The 23,475-nt window shown below is 55.3% G+C and carries 19 protein-coding genes; 9 read left to right on the top strand and 10 right to left on the bottom strand.

Annotated elements, in window-relative coordinates:
• Positions 1-6: 6 nt before the first annotated feature.
• Complete coding sequence (locus tag AC6I8R_RS19975) at positions 7-849, bottom strand: MIP/aquaporin family protein (protein WP_208724402.1); 843 nt, start codon at positions 847-849, stop codon at positions 7-9.
• Positions 850-1,279: 430 nt separating this feature from the next.
• Here AC6I8R_RS19975 and zapB point away from each other — a divergent pair, with 430 nt between their 5' ends.
• Positions 1,280-1,519 (top strand): cell division protein ZapB, encoded by a 240-nt coding sequence (gene zapB, locus AC6I8R_RS19970; protein WP_208725598.1) that lies wholly within the window; start codon positions 1,280-1,282, stop codon positions 1,517-1,519.
• A 59-nt stretch (positions 1,520-1,578) separates the two neighbouring features.
• Here zapB and rraA read toward each other — a convergent pair whose 3' ends face one another.
• From rraA to priA, 6 genes are all read right to left on the bottom strand, one after another.
• Complete coding sequence (gene rraA / locus AC6I8R_RS19965; RefSeq protein ID WP_013510991.1) at positions 1,579-2,064, bottom strand: ribonuclease E activity regulator RraA; 486 nt, start codon at positions 2,062-2,064, stop codon at positions 1,579-1,581.
• Between the two features lie 150 nt (positions 2,065-2,214).
• Complete coding sequence (hslU, locus tag AC6I8R_RS19960; protein WP_208724401.1) at positions 2,215-3,546, bottom strand: ATP-dependent protease ATPase subunit HslU; 1,332 nt, start codon at positions 3,544-3,546, stop codon at positions 2,215-2,217.
• An 11-nt stretch (positions 3,547-3,557) separates the two neighbouring features.
• On the bottom strand, positions 3,558-4,088 hold the full coding sequence (hslV, locus tag AC6I8R_RS19955; RefSeq protein ID WP_071883917.1) for an ATP-dependent protease subunit HslV: 531 nt from the start codon (positions 4,086-4,088) through the stop codon (positions 3,558-3,560).
• Positions 4,089-4,176: 88 nt separating this feature from the next.
• Entirely contained in the window at positions 4,177-5,058 is an 882-nt protein-coding gene (gene ftsN / locus AC6I8R_RS19950) for a cell division protein FtsN (protein ID WP_415174990.1), read from the bottom strand.
• A 152-nt stretch (positions 5,059-5,210) separates the two neighbouring features.
• The gene (cytR, locus tag AC6I8R_RS19945) at positions 5,211-6,242 is read right to left on the bottom strand and encodes a DNA-binding transcriptional regulator CytR (RefSeq protein WP_208724399.1); all 1,032 of its coding nucleotides are present in this window, start codon (positions 6,240-6,242) and stop codon (positions 5,211-5,213) included.
• Between the two features lie 167 nt (positions 6,243-6,409).
• The gene (gene priA, locus AC6I8R_RS19940; protein WP_497832778.1) at positions 6,410-8,608 is read right to left on the bottom strand and encodes a primosomal protein N'; all 2,199 of its coding nucleotides are present in this window, start codon (positions 8,606-8,608) and stop codon (positions 6,410-6,412) included.
• A 226-nt stretch (positions 8,609-8,834) separates the two neighbouring features.
• Between priA and rpmE the strand changes: the two genes are divergently transcribed.
• Positions 8,835-9,050, top strand: a complete 216-nt coding sequence (gene rpmE, locus AC6I8R_RS19935; protein ID WP_013510985.1) for a 50S ribosomal protein L31 — start codon at positions 8,835-8,837, stop codon at positions 9,048-9,050.
• A gap of 79 nt (positions 9,051-9,129) precedes the next feature.
• On the opposite strand, the gene metJ is transcribed toward rpmE, so the two are convergent.
• Positions 9,130-9,447: a met regulon transcriptional regulator MetJ gene (gene metJ / locus AC6I8R_RS19930; RefSeq protein ID WP_013510984.1), complete on the bottom strand. Its 318-nt coding sequence runs from the start codon at positions 9,445-9,447 to the stop codon at positions 9,130-9,132.
• Between the two features lie 277 nt (positions 9,448-9,724).
• Between metJ and metB the strand changes: the two genes are divergently transcribed.
• From metB to metF, 3 genes are all read left to right on the top strand, one after another.
• Complete coding sequence (metB, locus tag AC6I8R_RS19925) at positions 9,725-10,885, top strand: cystathionine gamma-synthase (protein WP_013510983.1); 1,161 nt, start codon at positions 9,725-9,727, stop codon at positions 10,883-10,885.
• 2 nt (positions 10,886-10,887) lie between these two features.
• Positions 10,888-13,323, top strand: coding sequence for a bifunctional aspartate kinase/homoserine dehydrogenase II (locus AC6I8R_RS19920; RefSeq protein ID WP_497829730.1), 2,436 nt, complete (start codon positions 10,888-10,890; stop codon positions 13,321-13,323).
• Positions 13,324-13,540: 217 nt separating this feature from the next.
• Positions 13,541-14,434: a methylenetetrahydrofolate reductase gene (gene metF, locus AC6I8R_RS19915; RefSeq protein WP_208724397.1), complete on the top strand. Its 894-nt coding sequence runs from the start codon at positions 13,541-13,543 to the stop codon at positions 14,432-14,434.
• Between the two features lie 125 nt (positions 14,435-14,559).
• Here metF and ppc read toward each other — a convergent pair whose 3' ends face one another.
• Together ppc and argE are read right to left on the bottom strand one after the other, a co-directional pair.
• Positions 14,560-17,211, bottom strand: coding sequence for a phosphoenolpyruvate carboxylase (gene ppc, locus AC6I8R_RS19910; protein WP_208724396.1), 2,652 nt, complete (start codon positions 17,209-17,211; stop codon positions 14,560-14,562).
• A 244-nt stretch (positions 17,212-17,455) separates the two neighbouring features.
• On the bottom strand, positions 17,456-18,604 hold the full coding sequence (gene argE / locus AC6I8R_RS19905; protein WP_497832717.1) for an acetylornithine deacetylase: 1,149 nt from the start codon (positions 18,602-18,604) through the stop codon (positions 17,456-17,458).
• A gap of 167 nt (positions 18,605-18,771) precedes the next feature.
• On the opposite strand from argE, the gene argC reads away from it, so the two are divergent.
• The 4 genes from argC (at position 18,772) to argH (ending at position 23,260) form a co-directional block, all read left to right on the top strand.
• Positions 18,772-19,776, top strand: a complete 1,005-nt coding sequence (argC, locus tag AC6I8R_RS19900) for an N-acetyl-gamma-glutamyl-phosphate reductase (protein ID WP_208724394.1) — start codon at positions 18,772-18,774, stop codon at positions 19,774-19,776.
• 18 nt (positions 19,777-19,794) lie between these two features.
• Complete coding sequence (gene argB / locus AC6I8R_RS19895; RefSeq protein ID WP_415174986.1) at positions 19,795-20,571, top strand: acetylglutamate kinase; 777 nt, start codon at positions 19,795-19,797, stop codon at positions 20,569-20,571.
• A 24-nt stretch (positions 20,572-20,595) separates the two neighbouring features.
• On the top strand, positions 20,596-21,813 hold the full coding sequence (locus tag AC6I8R_RS19890; RefSeq protein WP_415174985.1) for an argininosuccinate synthase: 1,218 nt from the start codon (positions 20,596-20,598) through the stop codon (positions 21,811-21,813).
• Between the two features lie 73 nt (positions 21,814-21,886).
• Positions 21,887-23,260: an argininosuccinate lyase gene (argH, locus tag AC6I8R_RS19885; RefSeq protein ID WP_208724391.1), complete on the top strand. Its 1,374-nt coding sequence runs from the start codon at positions 21,887-21,889 to the stop codon at positions 23,258-23,260.
• The last annotated feature ends 215 nt before the right edge of the window (positions 23,261-23,475 follow it).

Raw genomic sequence — 23,475 nt, 5'->3', positions numbered from 1 at the left:
TGAAACTTAGGCTTTACGCTGCTCAGCATGCGCAACCGGACTTTCTGACTTGCTGGTTGCTACGCTCGGCAGGTGTCGTGCAATCAGAGCGCGGTAACCAAAGGCACCGAGACAGGCACCGACCAGCGGGCCAAAAATCGGAACCAGGAAGTAAGGAATATCTTTGCCACCGGTGAAGGCGACGCTACCCCAGCCTGCCAGCCATGCGAAAACTTTCGGGCCGAAATCACGCGCCGGGTTAAGGGCGAAGCCAGTGAGCGGACCCATTGAACCACCAATCACAGCAACCAACAGACCAATCAGCAGCGGGGCCATGGGGCCACGCGGCACACCGTTACCGTCATCGGTCAGCGCCATGATGACCGCCATCAGCACGGCGGTAATAACCATCTCAACCAGGAATGCCTGACCTACACTGATATGAGGGTTGGGATAGGTTGAGAAGATCCCGGCCAGTTGCAGACTGTCTACGCTGCCGCGCACCATCTGATGGCTTTGCTCGAAATCGATAAACAAACTGTAGTAAAGACCGTAGACCAGCGCCGCCGCACAGAACGCACCGGCAACCTGCGCCACAATGTAAGGCAGCACTTTGCGGCCTTCAAAGTTGGCGAACAGGCAAAGCGCTACGGTCACTGCTGGATTGAGATGAGCGCCTGAAACCCCAGCACTCAGATAAACCGCCATGGAGACAGCTAAACCCCAGATAATACAAATCTCCCATTGACCGAAGCTGGCTCCGGCAAGTTTCAGAGCAGCGACACAGCCCGCGCCGAAAAAGATAATCAAACCGGTACCAAGAAATTCGGCGATGCACTGACCTGTTAGTGTATTCGTTGTCTGACTCATAATGGCATTCCTGAAGCGAGGTTAAATTTTATCAGTTGTTGTTCTCAATCCGTTGAGTCACCCAGCTCTCTTGTAGGGCTGCTGTAAATTTATCGTTAACGAGCATAAACGAGAAATAGCGAAATTGAATTCTGTGTGGTCTGTCATAAAAATGCGCGTTTTCGCGTTTTTTGCGGTTTTTTAAGCACTATTTCCCCTACAACCAATAAGGAATTTCTCGGCGAGATGGAAAATATGCTCCTTGTGGCGCTTTTTTTTAGGCATTAACTGAAAAGTGTTACAGACTTCCTTCGCAAGCCTTGCGCCGCTGGACTTGCCGGGGCGCGCTACATACAATCGGGACATCGTTGCTGGCCACGTCATGGACGGGCGCGCGTTGCGTCTGGTCAGCACCATCAACGCCTTGCAAGATTTAGGAGAGGTCAGAAAGATGTCATTTGAAGTGTTCGAAAAACTGGAAGCGAAAGTACAGCAGGCGATTGATACCATCACCCTGTTGCAGATGGAAATCGAAGAGCTGAAAGAGCAGAACAATCACCTGAAGAATGAAGTACAGCAATCTTCAGGCAATCAGGATGCGCTGGTGCGTGAAAATCAGCAGCTGAAAGAAGAACAGCATGTGTGGCAGGAGCGTTTACGCGCACTGCTGGGAAAAATGGAAGAAGTCTAAGCGTACTTTGAACGGCTTATCACAACGGGTGCTGATGGCACCCGTTTTCGTTTCCGATGCTATTCGATATCGAGCGCGTCTTCAGACAGGATCATACCGGTATTGTCGGCGTAGAGATGATCGCCGGAGAAGAAAGTCACGCCACCAAAGTTGACGCGCACATCGCTCTCACCGATACCTTCACCAGCGGCACCCACCGGGATGGCTGCAATCGCCTGAATACCAAGTTCCAGCTCTTCCAGCTCGTCGACCTGACGCACCGAGCCGTACACCACAATTCCTTCCCACTCGTTTTGTACTGCCAGGCGTGCCACCTCGGCATCAACCAGCGCGCGACGCACCGAGCCGCCGCCATCGACCAGCAGGACTCGACCCCGGCCATTCTCTTCCAACAGGTCATACAACAGGCCGTTGTCTTCAAAACATTTCACTGTGGTTATCTGGCCACCGAATGAGGTGCGTCCACCAAAGTTCGAAAAAAGCGGTTCAACAACGTTCACTTCTTCATGGTAGATGTCGCAGAGTGCAGATGTATCGTATTTCATAGTGATGTCGTCTGTTTGCCACAGGAGCGGTAAGTATATCGCTATCTGGCAAGTGTTGGCAAAATCATCACCTGCTAAAAAAAGCGCTACATCAATATCCTGTGCAAAAAAAAGCCCGGCACAGTGGCCGGGCTTCGCTGAAGTGATGACTTACAGGATAAAGCGGCTAAGGTCTTCGTCAGCCACCAGTTGGTCCAGATGCTTACCAACATATTCAGCGTCGATGGTGATGGACTCACCGTTACGATCGCTGGCGTCGTAGGAGATATCTTCCATCAGACGCTCCAGCACGGTATGCAGACGGCGCGCACCGATGTTCTCGGTGGTTTCGTTGACCTGCCATGCGGCCTCGGCGATACGACGGATACCATCCTCGGTGAAATCAACGTTCACACCTTCGGTCGCCATCAGCGCTTTGTACTGCACGGTGACAGAGGCGTTCGGTTCAGTCAGGATGCGCTCGAAATCATTCACCGTCAGTGCCTGCAATTCCACACGAATTGGCAGACGCCCCTGTAATTCCGGGATCAGGTCCGACGGACTGGCCACCTGGAATGCACCGGAAGCAATAAACAGGATATGGTCAGTTTTCACCATGCCGTGTTTGGTCGAAACGGTACAGCCTTCTACCAGCGGCAGCAGGTCACGCTGAACACCTTCACGCGAGACATCCGGGCCAGACGTCTGGCCGCGTTTACAGATTTTGTCGATCTCATCGATAAACACGATGCCGTGTTGTTCAACGGCTTCAATGGCGTCCTGTTTCAGCTCTTCCGGGTTCACCAGTTTGGCGGCTTCTTCTTCAATCAGCAGCTTCAGGGCATCTTTGATTTTCAGCTTACGCGGCTTCTGCTTCTGACCACCCAGGTTCTGGAACATGGATTGCAACTGGCTGGTCATCTCTTCCATACCCGGCGGTGCCATGATCTCCACACCCATTGGTGCGGCAGCCAGATCGATCTCAATTTCTTTATCGTCCAGCTGACCTTCACGCAGTTTCTTGCGGAAAGCCTGGCGTGCGGCTGAAGGTTCCGAGGCGTGTTCTGGCTGGCCCCAGTTATTTTTGGCCGGCGGGATCAGCACGTCGAGAATGCGCTCTTCTGCCATCTCTTCGGCACGGTATTTGTTCTTCTCAATCGCCTGAATGCGCACCATTTTCACGGCAGCGTCAGTCAGATCGCGAATGATGGAGTCCACTTCTTTCCCGACGTAGCCGACTTCGGTGAATTTGGTGGCTTCCACTTTGATGAACGGCGCATGAGCCAGTTTAGCCAGGCGACGGGCAATTTCAGTTTTACCGACACCGGTCGGGCCGATCATCAGAATGTTTTTTGGGGTGACTTCATGACGCAGCTCTTCGTCGAGCTGCATACGACGCCAGCGGTTACGCAGCGCAATCGCCACAGCACGTTTTGCGCCGTCCTGGCCGATAATAAAGCGATTCAGTTCGCTGACAATCTCGCGGGGAGTCATCTCAGACATGGTTTTGATCCTTACGCCTTAGACGGTAATTCTTCGAAGTTAACGTTATGGTTGGTGTAGATGCAGATATCACCCGCGATATCGAGCGCTTTCGCCACGATATCCTTAGCACCCAACTCAGTATTTTCCAGCAGGGCGCGTGCTGCGGCCTGGGCGTAAGGTCCACCCGAACCGATGGCAATCAGATCATTTTCTGGTTGGATGACATCACCGTTGCCGCTGATGATCAGTGAAGCCGATTCGTCAGCCACTGCCAGCAGCGCTTCCAGACGACGTAGCATCCGGTCGGTACGCCAGTCTTTAGCCAGCTCAACCGCAGCCTTCACCAGATGACCCTGGTGCATTTCCAGCTTGCGTTCGAACAGTTCGAAGAGGGTGAAGGCATCTGCGGTGCCGCCAGCGAAACCGGCAATCACTTTGTCGTTGTAAAGACGACGCACTTTTTTAACGTTGCCTTTCATTACGGTATTGCCGAGAGTAGCCTGGCCATCACCGCCAATCACTACCTGGCCGTTGCGTCGCACACTTACTATTGTTGTCACGGGCAGACCCCTTGTTGCAGTAGAAAAGGACTCCGCGCACCGGGCGCGGAGTATCATGCAACCTGATATGGGGTAAATTGAGAGGGTTTCAACCCCCCAATGCGAGGGGAATACAGTTTCCGTGACCGGAACTGTGCAGGCGTTTTACGGTGCTGTCAGCACTGCTGCGATCTTTAAATGGCCCAATGACCACGCGATTCCAGCCGCCACCGGTAGTGATCCGGCTTTCAAAACCTTCGAAAGCGAGCGCGGCGCGGGCAGACTCGGCCTGCTCGGTGCCTTTGAATGAACCACACTGCACCATCCAACGTTGTGACGGCGCTTTCTCGACGGGTTTCGCCTTCACCGTTTCCTGTGGCCGGGTTTGCGGCTCTGGCTCACGGGTAATCGGAGCGGGTTGCTGGCGGGTTACCGGCTGTTGCTGTTGGGCTTGCTGCTGACGTTGCAACTGTTGTTGCTGAACCTGCTGCTGACGCTGCAATTGTTGCTGCTGCTGTTGTTGGCGCTGCAACGTTTGTTGACGCTGCGCCGGGGTTTGTTCATTCCACGGCACTTCATTCAACTGGGTTGGCTGCTGACGCATATCCGCCTGCATCTGTTCCAGTAGCTGGCGTTGTTCATCGGTCAACTGCGTTTGTGATTGTATTCCGCCACCTGCTGAAGGTTCAGTGGGCGTAGGGACCGTGAGCTGACGATTCTCCAGCTCTTTGATGTATTTCCAGCGCTCTTCCGGCTTCGGCGGTAAGCCATTACCGGCAGCTTTATGATCCGGGATAACCGGTGACTCTTCTTTCTTATGATGGGAGATGAACCATAAGCCACCGGCAAAGGTGACCAGTACAGCCGCAGCCAGTACGATCATCAGTTTGGAGGTGCCAGAACCGCCCTTACTTTTCTTGCTGCGGCCTGTGCTTTTTTTGCGACGCGTCCCTGTTGAACGCCCGCGGCCTACGTAATCTCTTTGTGCCACTCTCGTTCTGATACCCTTTAAAAAATGCGGGCCTGTAAATGTGCTGTTAATTGCCCGGCAAGGAATGCGCCATGTTACTCAAGGGCTGGAACTTTGACCAGCGAAGACTGCCTTAAGAATCCGCTGAAAATGCGCTGTAAAGGTAGTCATTTTTAACGTTTTGCGACAGGGGCGGTGCTGCCACGCACACGCAATTCCGCATCGAGCAAGCGTGAACCATTGTTGACGCGCTTGCCTTGTAACTCATCCAACAGCAACAACATCGCTTCACGGCCAATATCAAAGCGCGGCTGAGCAACGGTGGTTAACGGGGGATCGTAATATTGCGCCAGTTCTATGTCGTCGAAACCCACCACTGAGAGATCCTGAGGGATACGCATACCCAGCTTGCGAGCCTGGTTCATGGCACCCAGCGCCATCAAATCGCTATGACAAAACAGCGCTTTTGGTGGGTTAGGCAAACTCATCAGCTGCTTCAGCGCCGTGGCTCCGGCTTCAAAGGTAAAATCACCGTGCACAATCAGCGTGGGATCGACCGGGAGATTACTGCGCCGCAGCGCCTGGATGTAGCCCTGTAAACGGTACTGGCACAACGGAACATGTTCTGGACCGGTAATGCAGGCAATCTGGCGATGGCCCAGTTGCAACAGGTGATTCACCGCCTCGAAAGCGGCGGTCAGGTTATCGATATGCACCGTAGGCAGCGCCATTTCAGGTGCGAATTCGTTACCCATCACCATTGGCGGCAGGTTACGTTGATCTTCAACCCCCGCCTCAAACGGCAGTTGTGAACCGAGTAGCACCATGCCATCTATCTGACGCGTCAGCATCAGGTTGAGAAAGGTTTTTTCCTGCTGGTTCTGGTGGGCGCAATCGCCAATTAACACCAGGTAACCCTCTTGCGCCGCGGTCACTTCTACGCCACGGATAATCTCGCTGAAAAAGGGATCACAGATATCCGGCACGATGACGAGGATAGTTTGTGTTTCACCGCGTTTGGCGTTGCGCGCCAGACCGTGAGGTGCATACCCGACGGCAATCACTGCCTGTTCCACCTTCTGTCGGGTGGCTGCCGAGACTTTTTCCGGGTTCATCAACGCACGAGAAACCGTGGCGGTCGAAACGCCCGCTTTCTCAGCCACATCTTTCATGGTGGCGGTGGTTGAGGGTTGCTTCTGGTCCAACGTTTTACTCCTGACGCGGTACGGCGCGTTGAATTTCTGACGAAAGGCGGGCATCTGTCGGGTCGGCACTATTGTTAACCGAACCGCGGGCAGTGTTGTTACTTAATTTGCATAAAAATTGTGACTTGTGCGACTTTTTTCGATCCGCCTCGCAGATATGACGCGACTCAGCTCTCAGTCGGGTCAATATCCAGCGTCCATTTGACTTTGCGGGCGGCGGGTAACGTTGAGATGAGTGGCAGCGAGCTACTCAGCAGCTGTTGCAGCCGTTTGCGCGATGGGTGTTGCAGCAACAGCTGCCAACGCCAGCGTCCACTGCGCTTGGGTTGCAACGCCGGAACGGGTCCCATCAGCCACAGCGCCTGATCTTTCAACGGGCTGGCCTCGATCAGATTACGTAACTGATTGAGAAACTCGGCGGCCTGCTGGTTATCCATATCTTCGGCGCGAAATAGCGCATGGCTGGTCCACGGCGGTAGATGCACAGACTGACGCTCCAGTAGCGTCTGCTCGGCAAAGGCAAAATAACCACGATGCAACAGGGTTTGCAGCAGCGGATGTTCCGGGTGGTGCGTCTGCAACAGCACTTCTCCCTGTTTGCCTGCACGGCCCGCGCGGCCTGCAACCTGAGTATAGAGCTGTGCGAAACGTTCAGCGGCGCGGAAATCGGCGGAGAACAGCGCGCCATCAACATCCAACAACGAAACCAGCGTGACATCCGGGAAATGGTGGCCTTTTGCCAGCATCTGCGTGCCGACCAGAATGCGTGCGCCACCGCGATGCACATCCGCCAGGTGTTGCTCCAGCGCACCTTTGCGGCTGGTGGTATCACGATCGATGCGGGACACCGGCACGCCGGGAAATAGCGTACCGAGTTGTTGTTCTAACTGCTCGGTTCCGACACCCACCGGCATCAAGTGGGTTGATCCACATTGTGGGCACTGATGTGGCAACGGGCGTTGACTTTCGCAATGGTGGCAACGCAGCTGACGATGGTGCTGATGCAGCGTGTAGTAGCGATCGCAGCGTTGACATTCGGCTAGCCAACCACAGTCGTGGCACATCAGGGCCGGTGAGAAGCCGCGCCGGTTGAGGAACAACAGTACCTGGTTATTTGCCTGTAAATGCTGACGCATTTTACCCAGCAGGGCCGGGGCCAGACCGCCTTTCAGTTGTTGTCCTTTCAGATCAATCAATTGCTGCAACGCCGGTTTAGCGTTACCGGCGCGTTTGGTGAGGTTGAGCTGACGATATTTGCCGTTGCGCACGTTGTGCAGCGTTTCCAGCGCGGGCGTGGCCGATCCCATTACAATCGGGATATCTTCCTCATGGGCGCGAAACACCGCCAGGTCGCGCGCCTGATAACGCCAGCCTTCCTGTTGTTTATAGGAACTGTCGTGCTCTTCATCAATAATGATCACGCCGGGACGTGCCAGCGGCGTAAACAGCGCCGATCGGGTGCCAATCACAATCGCGGTTTCACCACTGCGCGCCCGCAGCCAAACGGCGAGGCGCTCGCTGTCATTCAGCGCCGAGTGCAGCACATCAATCGGCGCATCAAAACGTTCACGAAAGCGGGCGATGGTTTGCGGCGTCAGGCCAATTTCCGGCACCAGTACCAACGCCTGTTTACCGCGCGCCAGCACGTTTTCCAGCACGCTCAGGTAGACCTCCGTCTTCCCTGAGCCGGTGATCCCGGCCAGCAACCAGGCAGCATAGCGATCGTCTTCGCTGCGAATCGCGCCGACCGCCATGGCCTGATCGGTGTTAAGCCGCAGCCTCTCCCCTTTAACAGCAAACGTGTCCCGCCAGTCGTGTAATGGCGCAGCGTGCTCACGCAGATCACACAAGCCTTTGGCACGCAGTGCCTGCAAGGCCGCGTCGGTGAGATCGTGGTCGCCAATCTGATGACGATAGAGTGGCTGCTGGCGCAGTGCCGCCAGCGCCTGCTGCTGTTTGCGGGCGCGTTTCAGGCTATCCAGCGCCACTTCACGCCCGGCGTCATTGATTACCCATTGCCACAGCGGGGCTTCCTGCGCCGGTTTGCCCTGGCGCAACAGCACCGGCAAGGCATGATTCAACACTTCGCCCAACGGGGAGTGATAATACTGCGCTGCCCACTGCAAAATGCGCCACAGCGCGGGTGAATAGAGGCTGCTGTCATCCAGCAATTCATCAATTTGCTTTAGCTGTGTCAGGGGCAGGTCGCTGGTTTCGCGCACGCCGACCACAATGCCCACCATTTTCCGGTTGCCGAATGGCACGCTGACGCGCACGCCTGTCACCGGCAGCGGTGCATCAGCAGGCAGCAGGTAGTCAAACAGGCGAGGCAGCGGAACGGGCAGGGCAACCTGAACAACGGGCATGTCGATCTCTATCCGGTTCTGTAATAAGGAGAAGTAGTGTACACGCTGACGCGGCGAGCGGATATCCATCCGCGCCATTTGCCAAAAGCGGTCATTTTCTGTATACTGCGCCGCCTTTGATGAGAAACGCTCGTCAAAGATTACACATTAATTGTTCAACCGCGTGTGGTGCTGTGCAGGTATAGCCTGGCACGGAGAGCGACACGGCCTTTTATGAGGTTCTCCCATGAAACAAGGTATTCACCCGAAATACGAAGCAGTGACCATCACTTGCTCTTGCGGTAACGTGATCAATACTCGCTCTACTATGGCTCACAACCTGAACCTGGACGTGTGCGGCAAATGCCACCCGTTCTACACTGGTAAGCAGCGTGTTGTTGACACCGGTGGCCGTGTTGATCGCTTCAACAAGCGTTTCAGCCTGCCGACCAGCAAGAAATAAGATTTGTTTGTCGTCGACGCCTGCGGGTGTCGGCTACAAGAAAAAACCCAGCTTCGGCTGGGTTTTTTTGTTTCTGGCGTCAGTATTCCCAGGTATCGGGATTGATGCCCATCTCACGCATGATCTTCTTCGCTTCTTCCGGGATCTCATCACTACGCTCTTTACGCAGATCTACGTCGTCCGGCAGAGGCTGGCCGGTGAAGGCATGCAAAAAGGCTTCGCACAGCAGTTCACTGTTGGTGGCATGACGCAGGTTATTAACCTGACGACGGGTGCGCTCATCCGTTAGAATTTTCAGCACTTTCAGCGGGATAGATACCGTGATCTTCTTGACCTGCTCGCTCTTCTTACCGTGCTCAGCGTAAGGGCTGATATATTCGCCGTTCCATTCAGCCATGGGTTACCTTAATCAATAAAAGTGGAATGTGGGGAAATCCGTTGATTATGCCCGATTTCTTGGTGCCTGACCCCTGAAAATGCAGGTTTTATGCTTAAACATCACTTTCCCGGAGAAAGCGCGCTGAACACCAGGCGATGACGCGTAATTTTAGCGGGTATTGATGCTTTGCTCAATCTATACGCAAAGACATTTAGATGTCCAGATGTATTGACGTCTATTGTCGGAATGCTATCCTGTTGCCTCTTCTTTTTACTCTTCAGGAACAGTAAGCACCATGACGCGTAAACAGGCAACCATCGCAGTGCGCAGCGGTTTGAATGATGACGAGCAATATGGCTGCGTTGTCCCACCGATTCACCTCTCCAGCACCTATAACTTCCTTGACTTCAACCAGCCACGCGCCCATGACTACTCCCGTCGTGGTAACCCGACGCGTGACGTGGTGCAACGTGCGCTGGCAGAACTGGAAGGTGGCGCAGGTGCGGTATTAACTAATACCGGCATGTCAGCGATTCATCTGGTGACCACCGTGTTCCTGAAGCCGGGTGATTTGCTGGTGGCGCCACACGATTGCTATGGCGGCAGCTATCGTCTGTTCGACAGCCTGAGCAAGCGCGGCGCGTACCGGGTTAAGTTTGTCGATCAGGGCGATAAAGCGGCGTTACAGGCGGCTCTGGCAGAAAAACCGAAGTTGGTGCTGGTGGAAAGCCCCAGCAATCCTTTATTACGCGTGGTGGATATTGCCGCGATTTGTCAGGCCGCGCGTGAAGCGGGTGCCATCAGCGTGGTGGATAACACCTTCCTCAGCCCGGCACTGCAAAACCCGCTGGCGCTGGGTGCCGACCTGGTGATTCACTCCTGCACCAAATACCTGAATGGCCACTCCGATGTGGTGGCGGGTGCGGTGATTGCTAAAGATCCGGCATTGGCGACGGACCTTGCCTGGTGGGCCAACAACATCGGTGTAACCGGTGCGGCCTTCGACAGCTATCTGCTGCTGCGTGGCCTGCGTACTCTGGGGCCGCGTATGGCGGCCGCACAGCGCAATGCGTTGGCAATTGTTGATTACCTAAAGCAACAACCGTTGGTGAAAAAACTGTATCATCCTTCCCTGCCGGAAAATGCCGGTCACGAGTATGCGGTACGTCAACAGCGCGGCTTTGGTGCCATGTTAAGTTTCGAGCTGGACGCCGACGAAGCGCGCCTGCGCCGTTTCCTCAAAGCGTTGCAGCTGTTCACGCTGGCTGAGTCACTGGGTGGTGTTGAGAGCCTGATATCGCACACCGCCACCATGACGCATGCCGGCATGTCGGCCGAAGCGCGTGCCGCAGCGGGAATTTCCGAAACGTTGCTACGTATTTCTGTCGGAATTGAAGATCACGAAGATTTAATCGCCGATCTGGATAATGCATTCAGGATCGCAGCCGAGGGGTAACCATGACGATTTCAGCAGGCGCGGGAACGCCGACCAGTAAGCAGTTGCATAAATTTGGTGGCAGTAGCCTGGCCGATACCCGTTGCTATCAACGCGTTGCCAGCATCATGGCGGATTACAGCCAGCCGGGCGATTTGATGGTGGTTTCTGCCGCAGGCAGCACCACCAACCAGCTGATCAGTTGGCTCAAGCTGAGCCAGAGCGATCGGTTGTCAGCGCACCAGGTGCAACAGGCGTTACGGCGTTTTCACAGCGAGCTGATTGCCTCGCTGTTACCGGCTGAAATGGCAGAAACCCTCACCGCGACTTTTATTCGTGATTTGGAAAAACTGGCGGCGCTGTTGGATGGCACCATTACCGACGCGGTATACGCCGAGGTGGTAGGGCACGGTGAAATCTGGTCAGCACGGCTGATGGCGGCGGTGCTGAGTCAGCGTGATATCGAAGCCGTATGGCTGGATGCCCGCGATTTTCTGCGTGCCGAGCGTGCCGCGCAACCGCAGGTTGATGAAGGAAAATCCTGGCCGCTGTTGCAGGCGCTGCTGACACAACATCCGCATCAGCGCCTGGTAGTAACCGGTTTTATCAGCCGTAACGATGCCGGTGAAACCGTGCTGCTGGGCCGTAACGGCTCGGACTACTCCGCCACGCAGATTGGTGCGCTGGCCGGTGTCGGACGCGTAACCATCTGGAGCGACGTGGCCGGGGTGTATAGCGCTGACCCGCGCAAGGTGTCAGATGCTTGCCTGTTACCGTTGCTGCGCCTCGATGAGGCCAGTGAACTGGCACGTCTGGCTGCACCGGTGCTGCATACCCGTACCTTGCAGCCGGTGTCGAATAGCGATATCGACCTGCAACTGCGTTGTAGCTACCAGCCGGAACAGGGATCGACGCGCATTGAGCGTGTGCTGGCCTCGGGCACGGGCGCACGCATTGTCACCAGCCACGATGACGTCTGCCTGATTGAAATCCAGATCCCCAACAGCCATGATTTCGCCACCCTGAATAAAGAAATCGATCTGCTGCTGAAGCGCGCACAATTGCGTCCATTAGCGGTGGGTACCCATCCTGATCGCCAGTTGCTGCAACTGTGCTACACCTCGGAAGTGGTGAACAGCGCCTTTAACCTGTTGCAGGACGCGGCGTTGCCTGGCCATTTGCAACTGCGTGATGGTTTAGCGCTGGTAGCGTTGGTGGGAGCGGGAGTCACGCGTAACCCCCTGCACAGCCATCGTTTCTGGCAACAAATTAAAGACCAGCCGGTGGAGTTTGTCTGGCAGTCAGAAGAACATATCAGCATCGTGGCAGTGCTGCGTGTCGGCCCGACCCAGCATCTGATTCAGGGTCTACATCAGTCGCTGTTTCGCGCAGAAAAGCGTATTGGCCTGATGCTGTTTGGTAAAGGCAATATCGGCTCCCGCTGGCTGGAGTTGTTTGCGCGCGAGCAGGAGACGCTGTCGGCACGCACGGGATTCGAATTTGTGCTGGCGGGGGTGGCGGACAGTCGCCGCAGCCTGCTGAGCTACGACGGTCTTGATGCCAGCCGCGCCCTGGCTTTCTTTGATGATGAAGCCGAGGAGCGCGATGAAGAGTCGTTGTTCCTGTGGATGTGCGCGCATCCGTTTGATGATCTGGTGGTGCTGGACGTTACCGCCAGTGAGCCGCTGGCGCAGCAGTATCTCGATTTTGCCAGCCACGGCTTCCACGTTATCAGCGCCAACAAGGTGGCTGGTGCGTCGAACAGCCAGAGTTGGCGACAGATTCGTGATGCTTTCACCAAAACCGGCCGCCATTGGTTGTACAACGCCACCGTGGGTGCGGGTCTGCCGGTGAACTATACCGTGCGCGATTTGCGTGAAAGCGGTGATTCGATTCTTGCCATCAGCGGCATCTTCTCCGGGACGCTCTCCTGGTTGTTTTTGCAGTTTGACGGCACCGTGCCGTTTACCGAATTGGTGGATCAGGCGTGGCAGCAAGGGCTGACCGAGCCGGATCCACGCGTTGACCTCTCCGGTCAGGATGTGATGCGCAAGCTGGTGATTCTGGCGCGTGAAGCGGGCTATAACATCGAACCAGACCAGGTTCGCGTGGAGTCGCTGGTACCCGCCAGCTGCGAAGGCGAATCGATTGATCACTTCTTTGAGAATGCTGATGAACTGAATGATCAGATGATCCAGCGTCTGGAAGCAGCACAGGAGATGGGGCTGGTGCTGCGCTATGTCGCGCGTTTCGATGCCAATGGCAAAGCGCGTGTTGGCGTAGAAGCGGTGCGTCCGGAACATCCGCTGGCGGCGCTGCTGCCGTGCGATAACGTGTTCGCCATTGAAAGTCGTTGGTATCGTGATAACCCGCTGGTCATTCGTGGGCCAGGTGCCGGGCGTGATGTTACCGCCGGAGCCATCCAGTCGGATATTAACCGCCTCGCGCAACTGCTGTAACCCGCCTTATGATGCAGACGGTGACGGGCCGTCTGCATTTTTCATTTTTTCCCCACCATCGTGAAATTCCTTCATGTTGGTTGAATATTTGTCACGCCTGGACATTAATTTTCAGTTGACGCTAAGTCGGGAATCGTTCATTTTGTGCATCTGGACGTCTAAACGTATGGATGTTCGAAAACCATAAATAATCGATGTGTGAAGGTGAGGTAACAGGATGAGTTTCTTTCATGCCAATCAGCGCGAAGCGCTGAATCAAAGCCTGGCTGAGCTGAACGGGCAAATTAATGTCTCTTTTGAGTTTTTTCCGCCACGTACCAGCGAAATGGAAGCAACCCTGTGGAACTCTATTGACCGTCTTAGCAGCCTGAAGCCGAAATTTGTTTCGGTTACCTATGGTGCCAACTCGGGCGAACGTGACCGTACCCATAGCATCATCAAGGGCATCAAAGAGCGCACCGGTCTGGAAGCAGCACCGCATCTGACCTGCATCGATGCCACGCGTGATGAGTTACGCACCATCGCGCGCGATTACTGGAACAGCGGCATCCGCCATATCGTCGCGCTGCGCGGCGATTTACCACCGGGTAGCGGTAAACCGGATATGTACGCGTCTGATCTGGTCGAGTTGCTGAAAGATGTGGGCGATTTTGATATCTCGGTTGCCGCTTATCCTGAAGTGCATCCGGAAGCGAAAAGCGCACAGGCAGACCTGATCAACCTGAAACGCAAGATTGATGCCGGTGCTAACCGTGCCATCACGCAATTTTTCTTCGACGTCGAAAGCTACCTGCGCTTCCGCGACCGTTGTGTGGCGACCGGTATCGATGTGGAAATCGTGCCGGGCATTCTGCCGGTGTCCAACTTCAAGCAGCTGCAACGCTTCGCCACCATGACTAACGTGCGTGTGCCGGGCTGGATGAACGCGATGTTTGAAGGGCTGGATGATGACGCGGAAACGCGCAAAATGGTCGGTGCGAACATTGCGATGGATATGGTGAAGATCCTGTCGCGTGAAGGGGTGAAAGATTTTCACTTCTACACCCTGAACCGTGCGGAGATGAGCTACGCGATTTGCCACACTCTGGGTGTACGACCTCATCATAACTAGTCATACAAACTCGTAGCGGCGCGATTTATCGCGCAATCCCGTGCGCGATGCCGGGAAACCCGCGCGATAAATCGCGCCGCTACGGGCCACATCAAGAAGGGGCCGAAGCCCCTTGATATGTCTGCTTAACCGGTATTACGCATACCCGCTGCGACACCCGCAATAGTCACCATCAACGCTTGCTCAACACGCGCATCCGGCGCATCACCACGCTCTTCCTGCGCGCGCGAACGGTGCAGCAATTCAGCCTGCAACACGTTCAGCGGGTCGGTGTAGACATTACGCAGCGCGATGGATTCGGCAATCCACGGCTGATCCGCCATCAGATGCGCATCGTTGGCGATAGTCAGCACTGCTTTGATATCCGCATCCAGTTGGTCACGCAGTTGCTGGCCCAGCGGCCATAATGATTTATCCACCAGACGCTGATCATAATATTCCGCCAGCCACAGGTCGGCTTTCGAGAACACCATCTCCAGCATGCCAAGACGGGTGGAGAAGAATGGCCAGTCGCGGCACATCGCTTCCAGTTGATCCTGGTGACCTTGCTCCATCGCTTTCTGGATTGCCGCACCGGCACCCAGCCAGGCTGGCAGCATCAGACGGTTCTGCGTCCAGGCAAAAATCCACGGAATCGCGCGCAGCGACTCCACGCCACCGGTGGCGCGGCGTTTGGCCGGGCGTGAACCCAATGGCAGTTTACCCAGTTCCTGTTCCGGCGTTGCGGAGCGGAAATAGGGAACGAAATCAGGATTTTCACGTACATAGCCACGGTACATCGCACAGGAGTGAGCCGACAGACCGTCCATAATGTCGCACCATTCGCTTTTTGGCTCCGGCGGCGGCATCAGGTTGGCTTCGAGAATCGCACCGGTGTACAGCGACAGGCTGGCGATAGTCACTTCCGGCAGGCCGTATTTGAAGCGGATCATCTCACCCTGTTCGGTCACGCGCAGGCCACCTTTCAGGCTACCCGGCGGCTGCGACAGCAGCGCAGCATGCGCCGGTGCGCCACCACGACCAATGGAACCGCCGCGTCCGTGGAACAACGTCAGGGCGATACCGGCTTTTTCACAGGTCTTGATTAACGCGTCCTGGGCCTGATACTGCGCCCAGCTTGCGGCCATCACGCCAGCATCTTTCGCGGAGTCAGAATAACCAATCATCACCATCTGCTTGCCCTGAATAAAGCCGCGATACCAGTCGATGCCCAGCAGCTGGCTCATCACGTCGTTGGCGTTGTTCAGGTCGTCGAGCGTTTCAAACAGCGGTGCCACTGGCATGGCGTAGGTGATACCGGCTTCTTTCAGCAGCAGATGTACCGCCAGCACGTCGGATGGCACTTTTGCCATGGAGATGACGTAAGCGGCAATCGAGCCTTGCGGCGCTTCGGCTGCCACTTTGCAGGTATCCAGCACTTCGCGGGTATTATCGCTCGGCTCCCACTGGCGTGGCAGCAGGGGACGTTTGGAATTCAGTTCGCGGATCAGGAAAGCCTGTTTGTCGGCTTCTGACCAGCTTTCATAATCACCGAGGCCGAGATAGCGCGTCACTTCGGCAATCGCTTCGGTATGACGGGTGCTCTCCTGACGCAGATCGATACGCACCAACGGCACGCCAAAACACTTCACGCGGCGCAGCGTATCCAGCAGCTGACCATTGGCGATGATGCCCATGTCGCATTGTTGCAGTGACTGATAGATGGCAAACAGCGGTTGCCACAGCTGATCGTTGGACACCAGCAAATCAGCAGGACGTGGCACGCGCTCGCCTTTCAGACGACGCTCCAGGAAGGCCTGGGTGCTCATCAGCTGGCTACGGATGCGTTTCAGAATCACGCGGTAAGGTTCCAGCGCTTCCGGGTCGCCGCACAGTTCACGTACTTCGTCGCTGCACTCGGACATCGACAGCTCGGAAATCAACACGCCGACATCACGCAGGAACAGGTCGGCAGCTTTCCAGCGGCCGAGCTGCATAGCCTGTCGTGTGATGGTGGCGGTAACGTTCGGGTTGCCGTCGCGGTCGCCGCCCATCCAGGAGGTAAATTGTACCGGGACAAAATCCACTGGCAGCTGCATACCAAAGGTTTCTTCAACCTGCTCGTTCAGCTCGCGCAGAAACGCCGGTACACCTTCCCACAGGCTGTTTTCCACCACGGCAAAGCCCCATTTGGCTTCATCAACCGGGGTCGGGCGATATTTACGAATTTCATCGGTGTGCCAGGCCTGGGCAACCAGTTGGCGCAGACGGCGCATTACCTGGTTGTATTCATATTCGGTGATATCGCTATGGTCGAGTTGTTGCAGGCAGCTATTCACCTCAACCAGCTTATGAATCAGCGTCCGACGCGTGATCTCGGTTGGGTGCGCAGTCAGCACCAGCTCCAGCGACAGTGACTCAATCGCCGCGCGGATATCGCTCTCATTCAGGTCTTTCTGCTGCTTCAGGCGATCGAAGGTGCTTTTCAGCAGCTCCGGGTGGTTGGCACCTTCGCCACTGCGCGCAATGGTCTGATATTGTTCAGCCACGTTGGTAAGATTCAGGAACTGGCTAAATGCACGCGCCACCGGCAGCAACTCGTCATTGGACAGGTTTTGCAGCGTGGACAGCAGTTCCTTACGATGAGTGTCATTTCCGGCACGGGATGACTTAGAGAGTTTGCGGATGGTCTCCACCTTATCGAGGATGTTCTCTCCCAGTGCATCCTTTATCGTATCCCCGAGCAGTTTGCCGAGCATACTGACATTACTTCGCATTGCGGAATATTGTTCGTTCATGTGACCCTGACACCCTTATCGTCTTTTTAATTCATATACCCAACGGGCATAACTTCGTCTTTTATCTAGCCACGTATCGCTCTGTTCGTCAATTGCCTTAAACTGACGAAATTTCGCTGCTAAATGCTGGAAATTCAAAGAATTTAACCAGAGCGAAGCGAGATAAGTTATTCTTATTATCAAATCCCGAACATTGACGGGGCATTTTGCTGATTAAACAGTGAAATGCCCCATCGATTGTCCATCAGTGACAAAAATGATGGACAACCTGCGTGATGAGCGCATGGGTTGGCTTAATAAATGCGGTATCAATAAATTCATCAGGCTGATGGGCCTGATTGATAGAACCGGGGCCTAACACCAGCGTTGGGCAAAGTTGCTGAATAAACGGTGCTTCGGTGCAGTAGTTCACCACTTCGGTCGGCGTACCCAGCAGTTTTTCCACCACTTTCACCAGTTCATGGTCGACCGGGCACTCGTAACCCGGAATCGGCGGATGCAGTTCACCGACGGTCAAACGACCCGGCCAACGCTCACTCACCGGAGCCAGCGCTTCATTCAGCAGACCATCCAGATCACTCAGGGTTAACCCCGGTAACGGTCGAATATCCATATGTAGTTCACAGCAGGCGCAAATACGGTTAGCCGCGTCGCCGCCGTGAATATGACCAAAGTTCATGGTCGGGTACGGAATGGCAAAACCGTCATGGTTGTAACGGCTTTTCAGCGTATTACGCAGCTGCATCAATTGGGTGATGGATTCATGCATCAGCTCAATGGCGTTCACGCCGCGTGAGGGATCGCTGGAGTGGCCCGATTGTCCCTGAATACGAATCACATTGGAGAGATGGCCTTTGTGCGCGCGTACCGGTTTCAGCGAAGTCGGTTCGCCGATGATGGCGCAGTCCGGGCGCAGCTGGGTGGATTCAGCGAAGTACTTCGCGCCTGCCATCGTCGTCTCTTCGTCGGCGGTGGCAAGAATGTAGAGCGGTTTGCTCAGTTTGGTCACGTCAACGTCACGCAGCGCATCCAGAATAAAGGCGAAGAAGCCTTTCATATCTGCCGTGCCTAAACCGTAAAGCTTGTTGTCATGCTCAGTCAGGGTAAAGGGGTCGCGCGTCCAGCGGCCATCATCGAACGGAACCGTGTCGGTATGGCCTGCTAATAATAAGCCACCTGCGCCGGAACCCATGCGCGCCAGCAGGTTAAATTTATGCCGTGTACCCGGTACAGGTTGCACTTCAGTATCGAAGCCAAGATCGCGAAACCAGCCCGCCAGCAAATTGATTAAAGTTTCATTGCTCTGATCGAGCGCGGCGTCGGTGGCGCTGATCGATGGTGTGGCAATCAGCTGGCGGTAGAGTTCGATAAAAGGTGGTAATTTTGTCTTCACTGTTGACGGTCCTTGGGTTAGGATGTATCAATATTCATGCATTAATAGTGAATAAAAATACATTAACGTCGTCTGCATGTGAACAGTAAATCTTTGCAAACGGCATCGTGGGCAACGGGGCAAGGCCGCGACCCGGAACGTGTGACTGTAATAAGGTATACAGCCTGATGTTGAATACGCTGATCGTTGGTGCCAGTGGTTACGCTGGCGTAGAGCTTGCCACCTACCTGAATCGCCATCCGCATATGAACATAACCGCTTTAGCGGTTTCAGCGCAAAGCCCGGATGCCGGAAAGTTACTTTCAGACCTGCATCCGCAGTTGAAAGGTATTGTCGACCTGCCATTGCAGCCGCTGAGCGATGCCGCTGAGTGGGCGGATAAAGTCGATGTGGTGTTCCTCGCCACCGCACATGAAGTCAGTCACGATCTGGCGCCGGAATTCCTGAAAGCCGGTTGCGTGGTATTTGATCTCTCCGGTGCGTTCCGTGTTAACGACGGTGCTTTCTACAATCAATATTACGGTTTCACCCATCAACACGGCGACTGGCTGGACAAAGCGGTTTACGGCCTGGCGGAATGGCAGCACGAAAAAATCAAAGAAGCCCAGCTGGTGGCGGTACCGGGATGCTACCCGACCGCCTCTCAACTGGCGTTGAAACCGCTGGTGGAAGCGGGCCTGCTGAATCAAGACCAGTGGCCGGTGATTAACGCGACCAGCGGCGTCAGCGGTGCCGGGCGTAAAGCCAGCGTCACTACCAGTTTTTGTGAAGTCAGCCTGCAACCTTATGGCATCTTCAATCATCGCCACCATCCGGAAATTGTTGCCCATCTCGGTACGCCGGTGATCTTTACGCCGCATCTGGGCAACTTCCCGCGTGGCATTCTTGCTACCGTCACCTGCCGCCTGAAACCGGGCGTCAGCGAACAGGACGTGGCAGAAGCTTTCCATAACGCCTACCACGACAAACCGCTGGTGCGTCTGTATAAGAAAGGTGTGCCGGCGTTGAAAGGTGTGGTTGGCCTGCCATTCTGTGATATCGGTTTTGCCGTGCAGGGTGAGCACCTGATTGTGGTTGCCGCAGAAGATAACCTGCTGAAAGGTGCTTCTTCGCAGGCGGTGCAGTGTCTGAATATTCGTTTCGGCTTCCCCGAAACACTGTCTCTGATTTAACGGGCGAGTAAGTAAACCATGACCAATCCTCTGATTATTAAACTGGGTGGCGTCCTGCTGGATAGCGAAGAAGCGCTGGCTCGCCTGTTCGATGCGCTGTTGGCGTATCGTACCGAGTATCAACGTCCGCTGATCATTGTGCACGGTGGCGGCTGCCTGGTGGATGAGCTGATGAAGAAGCTCGCGCTGCCGGTGAAAAAGAAGAACGGTTTGCGCGTGACGCCAGCCGATCAGATTGACATTATTACCGGTGCCCTGGCGGGTACGGCGAACAAAACGTTGCTCGCCTGGGCGAAGAAGTATGGCATCAACGCGGTGGGCCTGTGCCTGGGTGATGCGGGTCTGGTAAATGTGGCGCAGTTTGATGAAGAACTGGGCCACGTCGGTAACGCCACACCGGGCAACCCGGCATTAATCAACACCTTGCTGGGCGCGGGTTATATGCCGGTGATCAGTTCCATCGGGATCACTGATGGTGGCGATCTGATGAACGTCAACGCTGACCAGGCGGCGACTGCGCTGGCGGCCACCATTGGTGCCGATCTGGTACTGTTGTCTGACGTCAGCGGCATTCTCGATGGCAAAGGTCAACGCATCGCAGAGATGACGGCCGCGAAAGCGGAACAGCTGATCGCCCAGGGCATTATTACCGATGGCATGATTGTTAAAGTTAACGCAGCGCTGGACGCGGCACGTACTCTGGGCCGCCCGGTGGATATTGCCAGCTGGCGTCATGCTGAACAGCTGCCAACTCTTTTCAACGGCGTGTCGATTGGCACCCGGATTCTCGCTTAACGATACTGATTCAAGGATTACGAAATGCAAACGCAAGGCATCAAAAAAATTGTTCTGGCTTACTCCGGTGGCCTTGATACGTCTGCCATCATTCCATGGCTGAAAGAGAACTACGGCGGCTGTGAAGTGGTCGCGTTCGTGGCGAATATCGGTCAGGACCCGGCAGATCTGGAAGGCGTTGAGAAGAAAGCGCTGCAATCCGGTGCCTCTGAATGTCATGTGGTTGACCTGCGCGAAGAGTTCATCAGCGAGTACGTTTACCCGGTGCTGCAAACCGGTGCGCTGTACGAAGGCACCTACCTGCTGGGTACCTCAATGGCGCGTCCGATTATCGCCAAAGCGCAGGTTGAGCTGGCGCTGAAAGTGGGTGCCGATGCCCTGTGCCACGGCGCCACCGGTAAAGGTAACGACCAGGTACGTTTCGAAACCACCTACACTGCACTGGCGCCACAGCTGAAAGTGGTAGCACCGTGGCGTGAATGGAACCTGCGTTCGCGTGAAGCGCTGCTCGACTACCTGAAAGAGCGCAACATCCCGACCACCGCGTCGCTGGAAAAAATCTACAGCCGTGATGAAAACGCCTGGCACATCTCCACCGAAGGTGGCGTGCTGGAAAGCCCGTGGAACGCACCGAACAAAGATTGCTGGGTGTGGACCGTTGACCCGCTGGAAGCACCGGATCAGCCGGAAAACGTCACCGTGACCGTGGAAAAAGGTCGCGTGGTTGGCGTTAACGGCGAGAAGCTGAGTCCGTTCGCCTGTCTGGAAAAACTGAACGCGCTGGGTGCGAAACACGGCGTAGGTCGTATCGATATCGTGGAAAACCGTCTGGTCGGCATCAAATCTCGTGGTTGCTATGAAACCCCGGGCGGCACCATTATGGTTAACGCGCTGCGTGCCGTTGAGCAGCTGGTGCTGGATCGCGACAGCTTCAAATGGCGTGAGCAGCTGGGCCAGGAGATGTCATACGTGGTGTACGATGGCCGTTGGTTTGCACCGCTGCGTCAGTCCATCCAGGCGGCGGCTGAGTCCCTGGCTGAACTGGTGAACGGTGAAGTGGTTCTGCAACTTTACAAAGGTCAGGCGACAGCGATTCAGAAAAAATCGATCAACAGCCTGTATTCAGAAGAGTTTGCGACCTTCGGAGAAGACGAAGTGTACGATCACCGTCACGCGGGTGGCTTTATCCGTCTGTTCTCACTGTCTGCACGCATCCGTGCACTGAACGAGCAGAAGAAGTAATTCCGCACCAACGACATAGTTTCAAGGGCGGCTACGGGCCGCCCTTTGTTTAACCGTATTCAGGAGTATTCAGATGGCACTTTGGGGTGGACGCTTTACCCAGGCAGCAGACCAACGCTTCAAACAATTCAATGATTCGCTGCGTTTTGATTATCGCCTGGCGGAGCAGGACATCATCGGTTCCGTCGCCTGGTCAAAAGCGCTGGTGACGGTTAATGTTCTGAGCAGCGACGAGCAGCAGCAGTTGGAGGCGGCGCTGAACGCGTTGCTGGCCGAAGTGCGTGCCAATCCTGAGCAGATTCTGCAAAGCGATGCCGAAGACATTCATAGCTGGGTCGAAGGCAAGCTGATCGACAAAGTCGGCGCACTGGGTAAAAAACTGCATACCGGTCGTAGCCGTAACGACCAGGTCGCCACCGATCTGAAACTGTGGTGCAAAGAGCAGGTTGCAGTGCTGTTGGATGCCACTCGCGAGCTGCAAAAAGCGCTGGTTGCCACCGCCGAAGCCAATCAGGATGCAGTGATGCCGGGTTATACCCATCTGCAACGCGCCCAGCCGGTGACTTTTGCGCACTGGTGCCTCGCCTATGTCGAAATGCTGGCGCGTGATGAAAGCCGTTTGCAGGATACGCTGAAGCGCCTTGACGTCAGCCCGCTTGGCTGCGGCGCACTGGCCGGGACTGCATACGAGATCGATCGTCAGCAACTGGCGGGCTGGTTAGGTTTCGCCTCCGCTACGCGCAACAGCCTCGACACGGTATCTGACCGTGATCATGTGCTGGAACTACTGTCTGATGCCTCTATCGGTATGGTGCATCTGTCGCGCTTTGCTGAAGACATGATCTTCTTCAACACCGGCGAAGCTGGGTTTGTCGAGTTGTCGGATAAAGTCACTTCCGGTTCTTCTCTGATGCCACAGAAGAAAAACCCCGATGCGCTGGAACTGATCCGTGGCAAATGTGGCCGCGTACAAGGCGCGCTGACCGGTATGATGATGACGCTGAAAGGCTTGCCGCTGGCGTACAACAAAGATATGCAGGAAGACAAAGAAGGGCTGTTTGACGCGCTCGACACCTGGCTGGACTGTCTGCATATGTCAGTGCTGGTGCTGGACGGTATTCAGGTGAAACGTCCACGTTGCCAGGAAGCGGCGGAGCAGGGCTATGCCAACTCTACCGAACTGGCGGATTATCTGGTCGCCAAAGGCGTACCGTTCCGCGAAGCGCACCATATTGTCGGCGAAGCGGTGGTGGAAGCGATTAAGCAGGGCGTGGCGCTGGAAGCGTTAAGCCTGGCGCAACTGAAGCAATTCAGCGCGACGATTGAAGAGGATGTCTATCCGATCCTGTCACTGCAATCCTGCCTGGATAAGCGTAACGCCCGTGGCGGCGTGGCACCGCAGCAGGTAGCTCTGGCGATTCAGGAAGCGCAGCAGCGTCTGAAGTAAGCCAATAAAAAAAGCGGGCTATGATATAGCCCGCCAACCTCTAGCTTCGGAATTTCATCTTGTTATAGGCACATCATCAAAGGGCAGGCACTCCAGCCAGCTCAGTGATTTGTCAGACTGATTGCAGGTGTTACTCCGTACTCTTTCAGCCTTTTTTCATATTGCTTCTGATGGCACTTATTATTCCTGTCAGTGGCTTGATAGGGCTAATCGTT

Source organism: Pantoea sp. X-Soil-OKNW-713 (assembly GCF_059730685.1).
This window is presented reverse-complemented; position numbering and strand designations above follow the sequence as displayed.